Consider the following 16,497-nt stretch of genomic DNA (forward strand, 5'->3'; position numbering starts at 1 on the left):
CACACACGAGGAGACGCCATGCCGTTGACCAAGGAAGAACGCGAGGCATTCCTGGCCGAGCCGCACATCGGAGCCCTGTCGGTGGACTCGGGCGAGCCGGGCCGCGCCCCGCTGACCGTACCCATCTGGTACGCGTACGAGCCGGGCGGGGAGCTGTGGATCACCACCGAGCGGGACTCGCGCAAGGCGCGGCTGATCGCGGCGGCGGGGCGGTTCTCGCTGATGGTGGACCGGCTCGCCCCGACGGTCCGCTATGTGTCGGTGGAGGGCGAGGTGGTCTCGACCGAGCCGACGACGGACGAGGAGGCGCGCGCGATGGTCGAGCGCTATCTCCCGCCCGAGGCGGCGGCCGCGTATCTCAAGGACGTGCAGCCGACGTTCGGCCCCGGGGTGACCATCCGGATGCGGCCGCGGCACTGGCTGTCGTCGGACATGGGGCAGGTCGGGTAGCCGGCCGCGCGGTGCCGAAGGGGGCCGGCCTCGCCTGGTCCGGCCCCCTGCGCCGGAGTGATTACGGGCGGTTGTTGTCCAGGAGCACGGCACGGTCGCCGGTGTCCGGACGGTTGTTGTCCGGAAGCACCGTGTTCTGGCCGTGAGTCGGGCGGTTGTTGTCAGGGGCGATGGAGCGGCCGGGCGCTATCGGGCGGTTGTTGTCCCCGGCGATGACGCCGGACGGGCCGCCGGGGGTGTGCTGGCCGGCCATGGCGGTGCCCGCGGTGGCGCCGGCGACGACGGCCGTGAGGGCGAGCGTGACGACGGTGCGCTTGATACGGCTCATTCCAACTCCTCGGTGGGGGAATCGCTTGTGGGTGACGCTAGTGGCAGGTGAGGCGCGTGTTCGATCCCCCTGGCTGGAAAAAGCCATAAAAATTAGGGGATTGCGTATATCTGTGGGTATGCCGCGGGGACCGGCTTCGATGGCTCCCCCCTAGATGCCATCGAAACCGGCCCCCGCGATCCCCCGGATCCCCCCGGATCCCCCGGTCCCCGGGCCCGGCAATCCCCCCTGGATCCCCCGATCCCCCGGATTGCCGGCCCCGCAGTGGGTCTTGTGTTGTCCCATAGGGCGGGCCGGTGCTTCCCCCCGTGGCCCGCCCTACGGGCCGCTCATTACGTCGGGTCGGCGATGGGGCGGTTGCTGTCCCCCATCACGACCACGTTGCCGTCCTTGCCCGGCGCGGGCCGGGTGCCGTCCTCGGTGATCAGCTGGCCGTCGGTGATCGGACGGTTGCTGTCCTGAGGCGCGATGGGACGGTTGCTGTCCATGGGCTGGATCGGCCGGTTGCTGTCCATCGGCAGGATCGGCCGGTTGCTGTCCATGGGCTGGATGGGACGGTTGCTGTCCATCGGCTGGATCGGGCGATTGCTGTCCATCGGCTGAATCGGACGGTTGCTGTCCATCGGCTGAATGGGACGGTTGCTGTCCAGCGGCTTGACGATGTCCTTGTCGTCGTCCTTTCGAGCCTGATTCTGAGTGCTCACGGTGATCAACTCCGTTGTGTGGGCGCAATCCGGTCCGCCCGGCCGGCAACTCCCCCGTGGGTCGCCGGACGGGCGGACCAGGGCCGGACACCTTACGGTGGGGCCTGGTCACCGAGCCGCTTGCCCCCCGAGGCGGCGGATCGGTAATTAGAAGAGTGGCCCCTCGCGATGAACGATCGATAAACGCCTGAAGCCCGAGGTCCGGGGCGGTTTTATGCCACCGCGACAGGGGCGATGAGATTGTGTACCTCACCGTCCACGGGCAGGCCCATCTGTTCGTGGATGGACATGACCTCCTGCCAGCAGACCTTTGCCCGGCCGGTGTGCCCGATCTGGTTGAGGGCGTGGCCCAGCGTCGTCAGCGCGTGGGCGCGCCAGCGGCCTCCGCCGATCCCCCGCAGCGCGGAGAGCGCCTGTTCGGCGTAGTTGGCCGCGCTGGCGGGACGGCGGGCCGCGAGGTCCGCCTCGGCGAGCCGGAGGTAGGTCATGCCTTCCCAGAACCGCTGCCGGCTGTCCCGGAAGATGGCCAGCGCCTCGGTCAGCTGGGCGGTGGCCTCCTCCAGTCTGCCGGCGCGCGTCAGGGCCATGCCCAGCGCGTACATGCCGTTGCCGAGCCGGCGGGAGGCACCGGCCTCCCGGTAGCAGGCGGTGCCCTGCTCGGCGAGCCGGATGGCGCTCTCGACGCGTCCGGTGTCCAGGTGCAGGCGCGAGAGGTTGTTCAGCGCGCTGGCCTCGGACTGCTTGTTGTTGTTCTCGCGGAAGGCGATGAGGGCCTGGTTCAGGTAGCCCTCCGCCTCCTCGTAGCGGTGCAGGATGCTGGCGATGATGCCGCGGTCGTTGAGGCCCTGCGAGGCGGCGAAGGAGTCCCCGGCGGCGAGCCCCAGCAAGGTGGCCAGCTTCGCGTGCTCGTCGGCCTCGTCGAGCCGGCCGGACTGGATGTAGATGGGGGCCAGCGGCCAGTGCGCCCGGCCCTCCGCGTGCTGGTCGCCCGCCCGGCGCGCGGCGGCCAGCAGGGTGAGGCTGGCCTGCTCGTACTGCCGGTTGTTGGCGCCGGACTCGGCCATGTCCCGGGTCATCAGCAACAGGTCGACGGCGCGCCGCAGCCCCTTCTCGCCGGTGTGCTGCAATGCGCAGGCGATCAGGCACCGGGTCTCGCTGAACAGCCAGCTCAGCGCCTCGGAGCGGTTGTCGAAGACCAGGCCGGGGTAGTGCGGCGTCTCGGTGTGGTCGGCCAGCCGGTCGCCGGGGCGCTCCAGCGCGTACATGTGGGCGGCGGTGGCCAGGTAGAAGTCCAGCAGCCGGGACAGCGCCGCCTCGCGCTCCTCCGGAGGCTGCTCGTCGCGCTCCGCGCAGGAGCGCGCGTACAGGCGCACCAGGTCGTGGAAGCGGTAGCGGCCGGGGGCCGCGGACTCCAGGAGGGAGGTGTCCACGAGCGATTCGAGGAGTTCCTCGGCGGAGTCGGTGTCCATGTCGAGCAGGGCGGCCGCGGCGGCGAGCGAGATGTCCGGGCCGTCGGCCAGCCCGAGCAGCCGGAAGGCCCGCGCCTGGCGCGGCTCCAGCTGCTTGTAGCCCAGCTCGAAGCTGGAGTTCACGGCGAGGTCGCCGGCGCGCAGCTCGTCCAGCCTGCGGCGCTCGTCGGCGAGCTTGCGGGCCAGTACGGAGACGGTCCACGTACGGCGGGCGGCGAGCCGGGAGGCGGCGATACGGATGGCCAGCGGCAGGAAGCCGCAGGCGCCGACCACGTCCATGGACGCCTCGCGCTCGGCGTTCACCCGCTCCTCGCCCACGATGAGGGTGAAGAGGGTGAACGCTTCCTCGGGGCTCATCACGTCCAGGTCGACCAGGTGCGCGCCGGCCAGGTCTATCATCCGGACCCGGCTGGTGATCAGTGCCGCGCAGCCGTCCGTACCGGGCAGCAGCGGGCGGACCTGGGCGGCGTCGCGGGCGTTGTCGAGGAGGGCGAGCACCCGGCGCCCGGCGAGGGCGGAGCGGTAGAGGGCGGCCCGCTCCTCGACGCCGTTCGGGATGGCGGCGTCCGGGGTCCCGAGTGCGCGCAGGAACGCGCCCAGCACCGCTTCGGGGTCGGACGGGGAGTGCCCGGCGCCCTGGAGGTCCACGTACAGCTGGCCGTCCGGGAAGTGCGCGTGGGCGGCGTGCGCGACGTGGACGGCGAGGGTGGTCTTGCCGACGCCGCCGATACCGGTGAGCGCCGAGACGGCCATCACCCTGCCCTCGGCGGTGGCCAGCTGCTCGCTCAGCTCGGTGACGAAGGCGGCGCGCCCGGTGAAGTCGGCGACCGTGGCCGGAAGTTGCTGTGGCCGCACGAAGACCGGCTCGGCCGGGTCGCGCGCCTCGGGCGGCATGGTGGGCGCGTCCAGCTCGGTGTCCGCGCGCAGGATGCGCTGCTGGAGGTCGGACAGCGACGCGCAGGGGTCCACTCCCAGCTCGTCGGCGAGCAGACGCCGCGTGTCGGCGTATACGGCGAGTGCCTCGGCCTGGCGGCCGCTGCGGTACAGCGCCAGCATGAGGAGTTCTCGCAGCCGCTCGCGCAGCGGGTGCGAGGCGGTCAGCGCGGTCAGCTCCGAGACGGCCTCGGCGTGGCAGCCCAGCTCCAGATCGAGCTCCAGGCGCGTCTCCATGAGGGACAGGCGCCACTCCACCAGGCGGGTGCGCTGGTTCTCCACGTACGGCCCGGGGAGGTTGGCCAGCGGCTCGCCGTCCCACAGCGCCAGCGCGGAGTCCAGGAGGTCGCGGGCCCGGCAGCGGTCGCCGGCCGCCCTGGCCTTCTCGGCGTCGGCCGCATACTGCTCGGCGTGATCCATGTCCAGGTCCAGCGGCTGGTGGTCCACCGGGCGGATGGCATAGCCGCCGGACTCGCTGACCAGGGTGTCCGCGTCGGCGCCCAGCGCCTTGCGGATGCGTGAGGCGTACGTGCGGAGCGCCGCGAGGGCGGCGTGCGGCGGTTCGTCGCCCCACAGGGCGTCGACGAGTTCGGATGCGGTGGCGGTGCGCCCGCCCCGCAGCAGAAGGGCGGCCAGCAGCGCGCGCTGCTGCGGGGAGCCGGCCGCCAGTGGGGTCGCGCCGCGCCAGGCCCGTACGGGACCGAGCACGGTGAAGCGGAGCCGCTCCTGGCCCTGCCCCGGACCGTCGTCCATGGTGTCCCCCTGCCCTGTGCACTTCGTTCGCATCGGCCAGTCTGCCTTGTCGTAGCCCCTTACGTCAGTAGGGGTCCGGTCTCGGCACCGTGTCTCCACGCCCGCTGTTCGGGCTGGTGTTCGGCTGTGCGGCGGGTGGGGCGGCGGGCCGTGGGCGGGCGCGGAATCCCGTGCGGATGCGCGTGCAGCTGCCCGTGCGCGCTCCATGCGGGGGTGCGCGGAGGAGCGTCGCTGCTCAGCCGCCTGTACGGCCGCCCGGCGTACGCGCCGGGCATCGGCCCGTGTCGTGTGCATCCATTCCCTGCCGTCACAGCATTGCTGACGGTCCGTCAGTTCAGCGCTACGGTAAAAACATGGAGAGTTTTCCGAAGATAATCTCGGTGGACGATCACACGGTGGAGCCGCCCGATGTCTGGCGGGACCGCCTCCCCTCGAAATATCACGACATCGGCCCCCGAATCGTCCGGGCGCCGGTGGCGGAAATGACCTTCGCCGGCGGAAGATTCGCGCCGAAAATGGGCCGGCCGGGCGACCCCGGCCCGCTCGCCGACTGGTGGGTCTACGAGGACCTGCACCGCCCCCTGACCCGCCTCGACACGGCCGTCGGGTACCCCCGGGACGACATCAGACTCGAAGGCATCACCTACGAGCAGATGCGCCCCGGTTCCTTCAGCGTGCCGGAGCGGCTGGCGGACATGGACGCCAACCATGTGCAGTCCGCCCTCTGTTTCCCCACATTCCCGCGCTTTTGCGGACAGACCTTCACGGAGGCCAAGGACCGCGAACTGGCGCTGCTCGGTGTGCGCGCGTACAACGACTGGATGGTCGAGGACTGGTGCGGCCCGGCCGCGCGCGGACGCCTCGTACCGCTCACGCTCGTCCCGTTGTGGGACCCGGAGCTGGCCGCCGAGGAGGTGCGCCGGAACGCGGAACGGGGCGTACGGGCGGTCTGCTTCAGCGAGATTCCGCCACATCTGGGACTGCCCAGCATCCACACCGGTCACTGGGACCCCTTCCTGCGGGCCTGCGACGAGACCGGGACGGTCATCGCCATGCACATCGGGTCCTCCAGCCGGATGCCGTCCACCTCCGCCGACGCGCCGCCCGCCGTCGGCTCCACGATCACCTTCGCCAACTGCTGCTTCTCGATGGTCGACTGGCTGATGAGCGGAGCGTTCGACCGCTTCCCCGGCCTGAAGGTCATGTACGCGGAGGGACAGATCGGGTGGATCCCGTACATCCTGGAGCGCGCCGACGTGGTCTGGGAGGAGAACCGCGGCTGGGGCGGGGTCGCCGACAAGGTGCTGCGCCCGCCGTCCGAGCTCTTCGCCGGCCATGTGTACGGCTGCTTCTTCGACGACGCCTTCGGCCTGCGCAACCTGGACGCGATCGGCGTGGGCAACGTCCTGTACGAGACCGACTACCCGCACTCCGACTCCACCTGGCCGCGCTCCCGCGAGGTCGGCGAGGCCCAGATGGGCCACCTGGCGCCCGACGTGGTCGAGCGGATCGTCCGCGGCAACGCCATCGAGTTGCTGGGGCTGACGCCGGAAGGGCTGTGGGCGCACGCGGCGTGAGCCACCATGGGAGGGGCGGCCGGGACCGGACCGCCCGCGCGGACCGCGTCCGCCGGACGCGGTCCGCGGCCGACGGGGGACAGGAGGTGACGCGGATGACGACGTTCGTGCTGGTGTCGGGCGGCTACACCGGAGGGTGGATCTGGCGGGAGGTGGCGGAGCACCTGCGGGCGGTGGGGCACCGGGCGGAACCGGTGACACTGACCGGCATGGGGGACCGCCGCCACCTCTCGGGACCCGGCACCGACCTGAACACCCACATCGAGGACGTGGCGCAGGTCCTGGACCACGTCGGCGCGGGCGAGGAGGGCGAGGCGGGGGAGACGGTGCTCGTCGCCCACTGTTACGGCGCCTACCCGGCGCTGGGCGCCGCGGACCGCGACCCGGGCCGCCTGGCGCGCCTCGTACACGTGGACGCGGGCCTGCCCACCGACGGCGCGTCCGTCCTGGACGCGCTGCCCGACCCGGCCGTACGGGAACGCCTGCACCGCCGCGCCCAGGAACACGGCGACGGCTGGCGTCTGCCGCCCCCGGCCTTCGAGGAGACCGACATCTGGGGCAGCCTGGACGGCATCTCGCAGGAGGGCCGGGAGCGGCTGGCCCGCTTCGCGGCGCCGCAGCCCCTGGCCACCCTCACCCAGCCGATCCGGCTGACCGGCGCCACGGCCGCACTGCCGGCCACGGGCATCTTCTGCACGAAGAACGTCACCAGCACCGCCGCCCTCCGCGACCTGGTGGCGTCCGGCGACCCGCGCTTCGCCGCGCTCGCCGACCCCCGGTACGGCTTCTTCGACCTCGACACCGGGCACTGGCCCATGCTGTCCTGCCCCGGCGAGCTGGCCGACCTGCTGCTGCGGGCCGCGGCGGACGAGGGGGAGCGGCTCGGCGCACCCGGCCGATGAGCCCGGCCGGGCCGCCTCCGGCCCGCCCCCGGCGCCCCGGCATGATGGGATCATGAGCAACCGACCCGTACTCGTCTACGACGGGGACTGCGGCTTCTGCACCACCTCCGTGCGGTTCGCCGAGCGCCGTATCCGCCCCCGCTGCACCGTCACCGCCTGGCAGTTCGCCGATCTCGAAGCGCTCGGCGTCACCCGGGAGCGGGCCGAGCACGAGGTCCTGTGGATCACCCCGGCCGGGACGGTGTACGGCGGGGCGCAGGCGGTCGCCAAGCTGCTGATGAGCGCGCGGGGCGGCTGGGCCGTGCCCGGGGCGCTGCTGACCCTGCCCCCGTTCCGGCAGCTCGCCCACGTCGTCTACCGGCTGGTGGCCGACAACCGGCACCGGATGCCCGGCGGCACCGCCGCCTGCTCACTGCCCTCCCACCTCAGGCCCTGACCCGCGTCCCCGCCCGCCCCCTTGCCTGACGGCCCGTCGGCCCACACGATGGCCGACAGCCGTCGAGGACGGGTCGTCAGCCGGGGCTGCGGGGGTGGACGTGGACAGCGGTACGCAAAGCAACGGACCCGGCGTGCGGGTGCTGCCCGAAGGGCGGCTGTCGTACGGCATGCAGCTCCCGGTGCAGTCGCAGAGCACCCTGTACGCGGAGCCCTGGGAGGCCGGGGCCGGGCCGGCCGACCTCGTCGAGATCGCCCGCGCGGCCGACCGCCACGGCTTCGCCTACATCGCCTGCTGCGAGCACATCGGTGTCCCGCGCCGGCTGGCCGCGGCCATGAGCACGGTCTGGTACGACCCGGTCGCCACCCTCGCGTACCTGGCGGCGGCCACCACCCGCGTCCGCCTGCTCAGCCACATCGCCCTGGTCGGCCTCAAGCACCCGCTGATCACGGCGAAGCAGTACGCGACGCTGGACCGCCTCTCGGGCGGTCGGCTGATCCTCGGCGTCGGCGCCGGGCACGTACGGGAGGAGTTCGACGCCCTCGGCGTGGACTTCACGCGGCGCGGGGCCCTGCTGGACGAGGCGGTCGACGCGCTGAAGGCGGCCCTGGGGCCCGAGGAGTTCCCCGCCTTTCAAGGGAAACGATTCGCCTTCGCGGGGCTGGGCCAGTCACCGCGCCCCGCGCAGGTGCCGCGCCCGCCCGTCTGGGTGGGCGGCTCCTCACCCGCCGCCGTGCGCAGGGCGGCGGTCCGGGGTGACGGCTGGCTGCCGCAGGGCGACCGCCGGGACCGGCTGCCGGGACAGCTGGCGAAGCTGCGGCGGCTGCGCGAGGAGGCGGGCATCCGTACGCCCGCCGAGGCCGGTGCCATCACCGAGCCGCTGTACGTCGGCGCGCCCGCGTGGGAGGTCGGGCGGTGCACGCTCGCCGGGGCGCCCGAGCGGCTGGCCGACTCGCTCCGGGAGTACGGGGCCATGGGCGTACAGCAGATCCAGGTGCGGTTCCGCAGCCGGAGCCGCGCCGAACTCACCGACCAGATGGCGGCGTTCGCGGAGGAGGTGGCGCCGTACCTCGACAGCTGACGCGCGGCACGGGAGCGGTGCCTGACGGGCCGTCAGGTATTGACGCTCCGCCCGCCCGGTGCCACAGTCGGGCCCGTAACTGACGTGCCGTCAGTTAGTCGCGGCAGGGCGGACGAGGGACGGTGAACCTCCGTGGAATTCGGGCTGTTCGTACAGGGATACGTACCCGCCGCGCGGGCCAGGGTGGACCCCGAGGCGGAGCACCACGCACTGCTGGAGGAGACCGAGTACGTCATCCAGGCCGACCGGTCCGGGTTCAAGTACGCCTGGGCCTCCGAGCACCACTTCCTGGAGGAGTACTCCCACCTGTCGGCCAACGACGTGTACCTGGGCTACCTCGCGCACGCCACCGAGCGCATCCACCTCGGCTCCGGGATCTTCAACCCGCTCGCGCCGGTCAACCACCCGGTCAAGGTCGCCGAGAAGGCGGCCATGCTCGACCACCTCTCCGGGGGCCGCTTCGAGTTCGGCACCGGGCGGGGCGCGGGCAGCCACGAGATCCTGGGGTTCATGCCGGGCGTCACCGACATGAACCACACCAAGGAGCTGTGGGAGGAGACCATCGCCGAGTTCCCCAGGATGTGGCTCCAGGACGAGTACCAGGGCTTCCAGGGGAAGCACTGGCAACTGCCGCCCCGCAAGGTCCTGCCCAAGCCGTACGGGCCCGCCCACCCGCCGATGTGGTACGCGGCCGGCTCGCCGTCCTCGTACGCCATGGCCGGGAAGAAGGGGCTGGGCGTGCTGGGCTTCAGCGTGCAGAAGGTCGCCGACATGGAGTGGGTCGTCGAGTCGTACAAGACGGCCGTCGAACAGGCCGAGCCGGTCGGCGCGTACGTCAACGACAACGTCATGGTGACCTCCACCGCGATCTGTGCCGAGACGCACCGCGAGGCGGTCGAGATCGCCGTCGGGGGCGGGCTCAACTACCTCCAGTCGCTGCTGTTCCGCTACCACGACACCTTCCCGCGCCCCGAGGGCATCCCCGAGTGGCCCGAGCTGCTGCCCGAGTACACCGAGGAGATCATCGAGCTGCTGATCGCCGAGGAGCTGATGATCTGCGGCGACCCCGACGAGGTCTTCCGGCAGTGCAAGCGCTGGGAGCAGGCGGGCGCCGACCAGCTCTCCTTCGGCCTGCCGATCGGCGTCTCGCGCGAGGACACCCTCACCACCATCCGGCTGATCGGCGAGCACGTGATCCCGAAGATCGACACGGACCCGGTCCACCGGACCGCCCGCTTCCGGCAGGCCGCCGCCTGAGCGGGCCGCCGCCCGACCGGGCCGTCACCTGAGCAGGCCGCCGCCCGGCCAGGCCGCTCCGAGCGAAAGGGACCCGGATGCTCGACCACCTGATCAAGGGCGCCACGATCGTCGACGGCACCGGCGCCCCCGCGTACCAGGCCGACCTCGCCGTCCACCAGGGCCGTATCGCCGCCGTCGGCCGGATCACCGACCCCGCCCGCACGACCGAGGACGCCCACGGCCTCGTCCTGACGCCCGGCTTCGTGGACCCGCACACCCACTACGACGCCCAGCTGTTCTGGGACCCCTGTGCGACCCCCTCCATGCACCACGGCGTCACCACCGTCGCGGGCGGCAACTGCGGCTTCACCCTCGCCCCGCTCAACCCGGACCGCCCCGGCGACGCCGACTACACCCGCCGCATGATGAGCCGGGTCGAGGGGATGTCGCTGGCCGCGCTGGAACAGGGCGCGCCGTGGAACTGGTCCACCTTCGGCGAGTACCTGGACGCCCTGGAGGGCCGCACCGCCGTCAACGCGGGCTTCATGGTCGGCCACTGCGCGCTGCGCCGCCACGTCATGGGCCCCGACGCGATCGGCGGACAGCCCACGGATGCCCAGTTGGACGCCATGCTCCGGCTCTTGCACGAGGCCATGGACGCGGGCGCCTGGGGCCTGTCCACCACCCAGTCCTCGACCCACGCGGACGGCGACGGCCGGCCGGTCGCCTCCCGGCACGCCCGCCCCGCCGAACTCCTCGCCCTGTCCCGCGCGGTCGCCGACCACGAGGGCACCCAGCTGGAAGCGATCGTCGCCGGCTGCCTCGACCGGTTCGCGGACGAGGAGATCGACCTGCTCGTGGAGATGACGGCCGCCGCCGGACGCCCGCTGAACTGGAACGTGCTGACCATCGACAGCGCCGTACCGGAACGCGTGCCCCGGCAGCTGGAGGCGAGCGAACGCGCCCGCAAGGCGGGCGGCCGGATCGTCGCCCTCACCATGCCGATCCTCACCCCGATGAACATGTCCCTGCGCACCTTCTGCGCCCTCAACCTCATCCCCGGCTGGGGCGACGTCCTCGCCCTGCCCGTACCGGAGCGCATCGCCCGGCTCCGCGACCCCGCCGTACAGGAGGAGATGCTGCGGCGCGCGGCGAGCGAGGAGGCGGGCGTCTTCCGGCGGCTGACGGACTTCGCCCGGTACGTCATCGGCGACACGTACTCCGCCGCCAACGCCGGGCTCTCCGGCCGCGTGGTCGGCGACATCGCCGCCGAGCGCGGCCAGGACCCCTTCCGCTGCCTGGTCGAGATCTGCGCCGCGGACGACCTGCGCACCGTCCTGTGGCCGATGCCCACCGACAACGACCCGGAGAGCTGGGCGCTGCGGCAGCGCACCTGGCAGCACGAGGACGTCCTGCTGGGCGGCTCCGACGCGGGCGCCCACCTGGACCGCATGTGCGGCGCCCCGTACACGACCCGCTTCCTCGGCGACTGTCTGCGCGGCCGGAAGCTGGTGGACCTGGAGACGGCCGTACGGATGCTGACCGACGACCCGGCGCGGCTGTTCGGGCTGCGCGACCGCGGCCGGATCGCCGTCGGCCACCACGCCGACCTGGTGCTCCTCGACCCGGAGCGGATCGACGCGGGCCCGGCCACGCTGGTGCACGACCTGCCGGGGGACAGCCCGCGGCTGGACTCGCGGGCGGCCGGGATCGTGAGCGTACGGGTCAACGGCGTCGAGACGGTGCGGGACGGCGAGGTGACCGGGGCGGTGCCGGGCAGGGTGCTGCGGTCCGGGCGGGACACCGGGACGGTGCGTACGCGGTGAGCGCGTTCTCCGACGCGGCCCCGCCCCGTCCCGAGCGGCTGCTGATCGGCGGCGAGTGGACCGCGCCCGACCGCGGGCACTACGAGGTGATCGACCCGGCGACCGAAGAAGTCGTCGGGCTGGCGGCGGAGGCGAGCCGCGACCAGGTGCACGCGGCGGCCCGCGCGGCACGCGAGGCGTTCGAACCGTGGTCGCGCACCGCGCCCGGGACGCGGGCGCGGGTCCTGGACCGGGCCGCCGCGATCCTGGCGCGCAACCTGGAGCCGTACGCCCGGCTCGCGCGCGCGGAGACCGGCGCGACGGCCGGCACGGCGCGCGCGATGCAGGTCGGCGTCGCCGTCGCCCGACTCAGGAGGTACGCGCGCGGAGCGCTGGAGCCCGTGGAAACGCCCCTCCCGCCGCAGATCAACGAGGCGGGCCCGTTCGGGAAGGCGGCCGTCCTCGGCGCGCTCGCGGTCCGCCGCCCCGTGGGCGTCGTCACCTGCATCACCTCGTACAACAACCCGTGGGCCAACCCGGCGGGCAAGATCGCGCCCGCTCTGGCCATGGGCAACACTGTCGTGATCAAGCCCGCGCCGCAGGACCCGCTCTCCGTCCACCGCCTGGCCGAGGCGCTCCAGGAGGCGCTGGGCGAGGCCGGGGCGCCACCGGGTGTGCTGAACCTGGTGACCGGCAGGGACCCTGCGGTGGGCGAGGCCGCGGTGGACTCCCCGGACGTGGACATGGTCAGCTTCACCGGTTCCACGGCCGTCGGGCAGCGCATCGCCGAGGTGTGCGGGCGGGACATGAAACGTCAGCTCATGGAGCTGGGCGGCAAAGGGGCCGCGCTGGTCTTCGACGACGCCGACCTGGACGCGGCGGTGGCCGGCATCGGCACCACGTACTCCTTCTACAGCGGACAGATCTGTACGGCGCCGACGCGCGTCCTCGCCCAGCGCGGCATCCACGACCGGCTGGTGGAGAAGCTGGCCGCCTACGCGGCGCGGCTGAAGACCGGCGACCCCGGCGAGCGGGACACGGTCGTCGGGCCGCTGATCTCCGCCGCGCATCGCGACCGCGTCGAGTCGTACGTCGAACTGGGCCGCAAGGAAGGCGCCCGCCTGATCACCGGCGGCGACCGCCCGCCCCTCCCGCGCGGCTTCTACACGGCCCCCGCCCTCCTCACCGACTGCACCCCCGCCATGCGGGTCGTACGGGAGGAGATCTTCGGCCCGGTGGTCGTCGTCCTCCCTTTCGCCGACGAGGAGGAGGCCGTCGCGCTCGCCAACGACACCGATTACGGCCTGCTGGACTACGTGTGGTCCGGCGACGTGGCGCGCGCGTTCCGGGTGGCGGGGCGGCTGCGCGCGGGCGGCGTCGGCGTCAACACGGTCGGCCGCAACATGGAGGCGCCGTTCGGCGGCTTCAAGCGGAGCGGGGTGGGGCGCGACGTCGGCTCGTACGCGCTGCACGCGTACAGCGAGACGCAGGCGGTGGTGTGGCCGGGGTGAGGCCGGGAAGACCGGGGCGAGAAGGGACGGGAAAATTTTGAAACGGGACGAAACGGGCGGGGCTGCGGTTCCCGCAGTCCGGAACTCGACGGTACGACCTTCAAGTTACCGACCGTAACGGGCAGGCTGCCTTGCAAACCGCGACCGCTGAACGCTTCACGCCTCACGAAGCGAGGAAACCGGCGCCGCCCAAGGGTGGATCTTCAGCCCCACGATGCGGAAACAGCAGCCCTTAACGTCCTGTTCATGGTTCAGGCAGACCCCCGGCTCCGGGCCGGAGACACGGTGACGAGGGCAGGCGGCGCGGCCGGCGGCGGCGCCGGCGGGACCCGCGGCAAGGGCCTGAGCGGCAACTCCGTCGGCCTGCTCGGCAGCGCCGTCATCGGCGTCTCGACCGTCGCCCCCGTCTACTGCCTGACCTCGACCCTCGGGCCCACCGTCGGCGAGGTCGGCCTCCAGATGCCGGCCGTCTTCCTCGCGGGCTTCCTGCCGATGCTGCTGGTCGCCTTCGCCTACCGCGAGCTGAACAAGGCCGTCCCCGACTGCGGTACGTCCTTCACCTGGTCGGTGAAGGCCTTCGGCCCCCGTATCGGCTGGATGTGCGGCTGGGGCCTGGTGATCGCCACGATCATCGTCCTCTCCAACCTCGCCGGCGTGGCCACCTCCTTCTTCTGGCTCCTGCTCGGCGAACTCACCGGCAGCGACGCCATCGCCGCGCTGGACGGCAACAAGGCCGTGCACGTCCTGACCTGCCTGGCCTTCATCGCCCTCGCGACGGCCGTCAGCTACCGCGGCATGACCGCCACCAAGGGCGTCCAGTACGCACTGGTGGGTCTGCAACTCGCCGTGCTGGCCGTCTTCGTGGCCCTGGCCTTCGCCAAATCCGGCTCCGGCGACTTCCCCGGCTCCCTCCACTTCTCCCTCGCCTGGCTGAACCCCTTCGCCGTCCAGTCCTTCTCCGCCTTCACCGCGGGCCTGTCCCTGTCGATCTTCATGTTCTGGGGCTGGGACGCCTGCCTGACCGTCAACGAGGAGACCGCCGGAAGTGAGCGCACCCCCGGCCGCGCCGCCCTCCTCGCCATGGTCGTCCTCATCGGCTCGTACCTGCTGACCGCCGTCGCCGCCCAGATGTACTCGGGCGTCGGCGCGAAGGGCCCCGGACTCGGCAACCCCGACACCGCCGACAACGTCTTCGCGGCCCTCGCCCACCCCGTGATGGGCCCGGTCCTCGGCGTGTTCCTCTTCGTCGCGGTCCTCGCCTCCGCCGCCGCCAGCCTCCAGACCACCTTCATCCCGGTGGCCCGCACGGTCCTGGCGATGAGCGCCTACGAGGCCCTGCCGCCGTCCTTCGCCCGCGTCCACCCGCGCTTCCGCTCACCGGCCCGCGCCACCGTCGCGGCGGGCGTCGCCACCGGTGTCTTCTACGCCGGGATGACCTTCCTCTCCCAGCACGTCCTCGTCGACACCATCTACGCCCTCGGCCTGATGATCTGCTTCTACTACGCGATCACGGCCTTCGCCTGCGCCTGGTACTTCCGCCGCGAACTCCGCCGCTCCGCCCGCGACCTGCTCTTCAAGGGCGTCTTCCCGGCCGCCGGCGGCGTGCTCCTGTCCGCCGTCTTCTTCAAGACCCTCATCGACATGTGGAACCCGGCCTACGGCTCCGGCAGCTCCGTCCTCGGCGTCGGCTCGGTCTTCGTCATCGGCGTCGGCCTGCTGCTGCTCGGCTTCGTCCTCATGCTCGTGATGCGGCGGCGGAGCCCGGCCTTCTTCCGGGGCGAGGTGCTGGGGCGCGGGACGCCGGCGCTGGTGGTGGAGGAGTAGGGGGCGTACGAGGCGTCGCGCCTCCTGCCGCTCGTACGGATTGCTAGCATCCTAGCCAGCTAGGATGCTAGCCTCTCCTCGTGGGAGATGAGGAAGTCAAGCAGTTCAACGTCTACCTGCCGGTCTCGCTGATCAAGCAGGTCAAGTACCACGCCCTCGACACGGGCAGCTCCTTGTCCGCCCTGGTGGCGGACGCGCTGCGCGCCTATCTGGACGAGCACGGCGAGCGGAACCGCGATGCGAGGGGAAAGGGGAACCGAGATGGTGACTGAGGGAGTCGAAGCCGTCTTCCTGGAGACGCACAACTGGGGAAAGACCGCGAGGTTCTTCCAGTCCCTGGGCTATGAGCTGGAATTCGACACCGGCCACAACTCCGGACAACTGCGCAACGGCGACGGGCCGTACGTCTTCATCGCCGAGGTGCCCGAGGACCGCGAGCCCGGGACGAGGGTCGTCCTGAAGGTGCCGGACGAGGACGCGTTCCGCCCCGGCCCGGACGTCGAGCTGGTCACGCCCTTCGAGGACACCCACTTCGGGACCAGGATGGCGACCGTGCGCGACCCCGACGGACGACTGTGGAGCCTCCAGGCTCCCGCCAAGGGCTGACCGGCCGAAGGAGGCGTCACCATGCTGAACGAGGTCACCGAAGCGCCCGACAACACCGCGGTGCGCTGCGCGCTGTGGCGGGCGATGCACGTACGGGTCGACGCGCCTCCCCACGTACTGGAGGACGAGGTCGGCCTGCGCCTGGTGGATCCCGGCCCCGACTGGCCGAAGCGCCCGGACATGGACCCCGAGGCCACCCGCGCGTTCCGGGCGGCGATGGTGGCCCGCGCCCGGTTCGCGGAGGACCTGGTCGCCGAGCAGGCCGGGCAGGGCGTCACCCAGTACGTCATCCTGGGCGCCGGCCTGGACACGTTCGCCCAGCGCAGGCCCGAACTCGCCGCCCGCTTGCGCGTGTTCGAGATCGACCAACCCGCCACCCAGTCCTTCAAGCGCCGGCGCCTGACCCGACTCGGCTACGGCGTCCCCGAAGGGCTGCGCCTGGTGCCGGTCGACTTCGAGGCGGGCGAGTCGTGGTGGGAGCGGCTGGCCGCGGCCGGATTCGAACCGGACCGCCCGGCGGTCATCGTCTCCACCGGCGTCAGCATGTACCTCACGGAGGACGCGATCGCGGCCACACTGCGCCGGATCGCCGCCCTCGCACCGGGATCGACCCTCGCCATGTCCTTCCTGCTGCCGTCCGACCTGGTCGCCGAGGCGGACCGCCCCGGCCTCCGCACGAGCCAGGAAGGGGCACGCGCCTCCGGCACACCGTTCGTCAGCTTCTTCTCCCCACAGGACATGCTGACCCTGGCCCGGGAAGCCGGCCTCGAAAATGCCCGCCACGTACCTGGGTCCGTACTCGCCGAGCGCTACTTCGCCGACCGCACGGACGGCCTCCGTCCGTCCAGCGGTGAGGACTTCCTGATGGCCACGGTCTGA

15 protein-coding genes are annotated in these 16,497 nt (G+C 72.2%); 12 read left to right on the top strand and 3 right to left on the bottom strand.

What is annotated here, in order from left to right; all coding sequences use genetic code 11:
• Positions 1–18 precede the first annotated feature (18 nt).
• Positions 19–450: a pyridoxamine 5'-phosphate oxidase family protein gene (locus CP973_RS04085; RefSeq protein WP_150237604.1), complete on the top strand. Its 432-nt coding sequence runs from the start codon at positions 19–21 to the stop codon at positions 448–450.
• Positions 451–511: 61 nt separating this feature from the next.
• On the opposite strand, the gene CP973_RS04090 is transcribed toward CP973_RS04085, so the two are convergent.
• The 3 genes from CP973_RS04090 to afsR all read right to left on the bottom strand — a co-directional run bounded on the left by CP973_RS04090 (position 512) and on the right by afsR (position 4,637).
• A complete protein-coding gene (locus CP973_RS04090; protein ID WP_150237606.1) occupies positions 512–778 on the bottom strand; it encodes a hypothetical protein in 267 nt (88 codons plus the stop codon).
• A gap of 332 nt (positions 779–1,110) precedes the next feature.
• Positions 1,111–1,482, bottom strand: a complete 372-nt coding sequence (locus tag CP973_RS04095) for a laminin G (RefSeq protein ID WP_150237608.1) — start codon at positions 1,480–1,482, stop codon at positions 1,111–1,113.
• Between the two features lie 212 nt (positions 1,483–1,694).
• The gene (gene afsR / locus CP973_RS04100) at positions 1,695–4,637 is read right to left on the bottom strand and encodes an SARP-family global regulator AfsR (RefSeq protein WP_150237610.1); all 2,943 of its coding nucleotides are present in this window, start codon (positions 4,635–4,637) and stop codon (positions 1,695–1,697) included.
• 353 nt (positions 4,638–4,990) lie between these two features.
• Here afsR and CP973_RS04105 point away from each other — a divergent pair, with 353 nt between their 5' ends.
• From CP973_RS04105 to CP973_RS04155, 11 genes are all read left to right on the top strand, one after another.
• Positions 4,991–6,214, top strand: a complete 1,224-nt coding sequence (locus CP973_RS04105) for an amidohydrolase family protein (RefSeq protein WP_150237612.1) — start codon at positions 4,991–4,993, stop codon at positions 6,212–6,214.
• 95 nt (positions 6,215–6,309) lie between these two features.
• Positions 6,310–7,116, top strand: coding sequence for an alpha/beta fold hydrolase (locus CP973_RS04110; RefSeq protein ID WP_150237614.1), 807 nt, complete (start codon positions 6,310–6,312; stop codon positions 7,114–7,116).
• Positions 7,117–7,168: 52 nt separating this feature from the next.
• Positions 7,169–7,552, top strand: a complete 384-nt coding sequence (locus tag CP973_RS04115; protein ID WP_150237616.1) for a thiol-disulfide oxidoreductase DCC family protein — start codon at positions 7,169–7,171, stop codon at positions 7,550–7,552.
• 133 nt (positions 7,553–7,685) lie between these two features.
• A complete protein-coding gene (locus CP973_RS04120) occupies positions 7,686–8,633 on the top strand; it encodes a TIGR03619 family F420-dependent LLM class oxidoreductase (RefSeq protein ID WP_150243109.1) in 948 nt (315 codons plus the stop codon).
• 132 nt (positions 8,634–8,765) lie between these two features.
• On the top strand, positions 8,766–9,890 hold the full coding sequence (locus CP973_RS04125; protein WP_150237618.1) for an LLM class flavin-dependent oxidoreductase: 1,125 nt from the start codon (positions 8,766–8,768) through the stop codon (positions 9,888–9,890).
• Positions 9,891–9,967: 77 nt separating this feature from the next.
• A complete protein-coding gene (locus tag CP973_RS04130) occupies positions 9,968–11,698 on the top strand; it encodes an N-acyl-D-amino-acid deacylase family protein (protein ID WP_150237621.1) in 1,731 nt (576 codons plus the stop codon).
• On the top strand, positions 11,695–13,188 hold the full coding sequence (locus CP973_RS04135; RefSeq protein WP_150237623.1) for an aldehyde dehydrogenase family protein: 1,494 nt from the start codon (positions 11,695–11,697) through the stop codon (positions 13,186–13,188). Before CP973_RS04130 ends, CP973_RS04135 begins: the two co-directional genes overlap by 4 nt.
• A 246-nt stretch (positions 13,189–13,434) precedes the next feature.
• Positions 13,435–15,012 carry an APC family permease gene (locus tag CP973_RS04140; protein ID WP_150237625.1) on the top strand — a complete coding sequence of 526 codons (1,578 nt, stop codon included), beginning with the start codon at positions 13,435–13,437 and terminating at the stop codon, positions 15,010–15,012.
• A gap of 80 nt (positions 15,013–15,092) precedes the next feature.
• Positions 15,093–15,284: a ribbon-helix-helix protein, CopG family gene (locus CP973_RS04145; RefSeq protein WP_150237627.1), complete on the top strand. Its 192-nt coding sequence runs from the start codon at positions 15,093–15,095 to the stop codon at positions 15,282–15,284.
• A complete protein-coding gene (locus CP973_RS04150; RefSeq protein WP_150237628.1) occupies positions 15,274–15,618 on the top strand; it encodes a VOC family protein in 345 nt (114 codons plus the stop codon). The genes CP973_RS04145 and CP973_RS04150 overlap by 11 nt, the downstream gene beginning before the upstream one ends.
• A 21-nt stretch (positions 15,619–15,639) precedes the next feature.
• Entirely contained in the window at positions 15,640–16,497 is an 858-nt protein-coding gene (locus CP973_RS04155) for a class I SAM-dependent methyltransferase (RefSeq protein ID WP_150237630.1), read from the top strand.

This window comes from Streptomyces albofaciens JCM 4342 (genome assembly GCF_008634025.1).
Taxonomy (GTDB): domain Bacteria; phylum Actinomycetota; class Actinomycetes; order Streptomycetales; family Streptomycetaceae; genus Streptomyces; species Streptomyces albofaciens.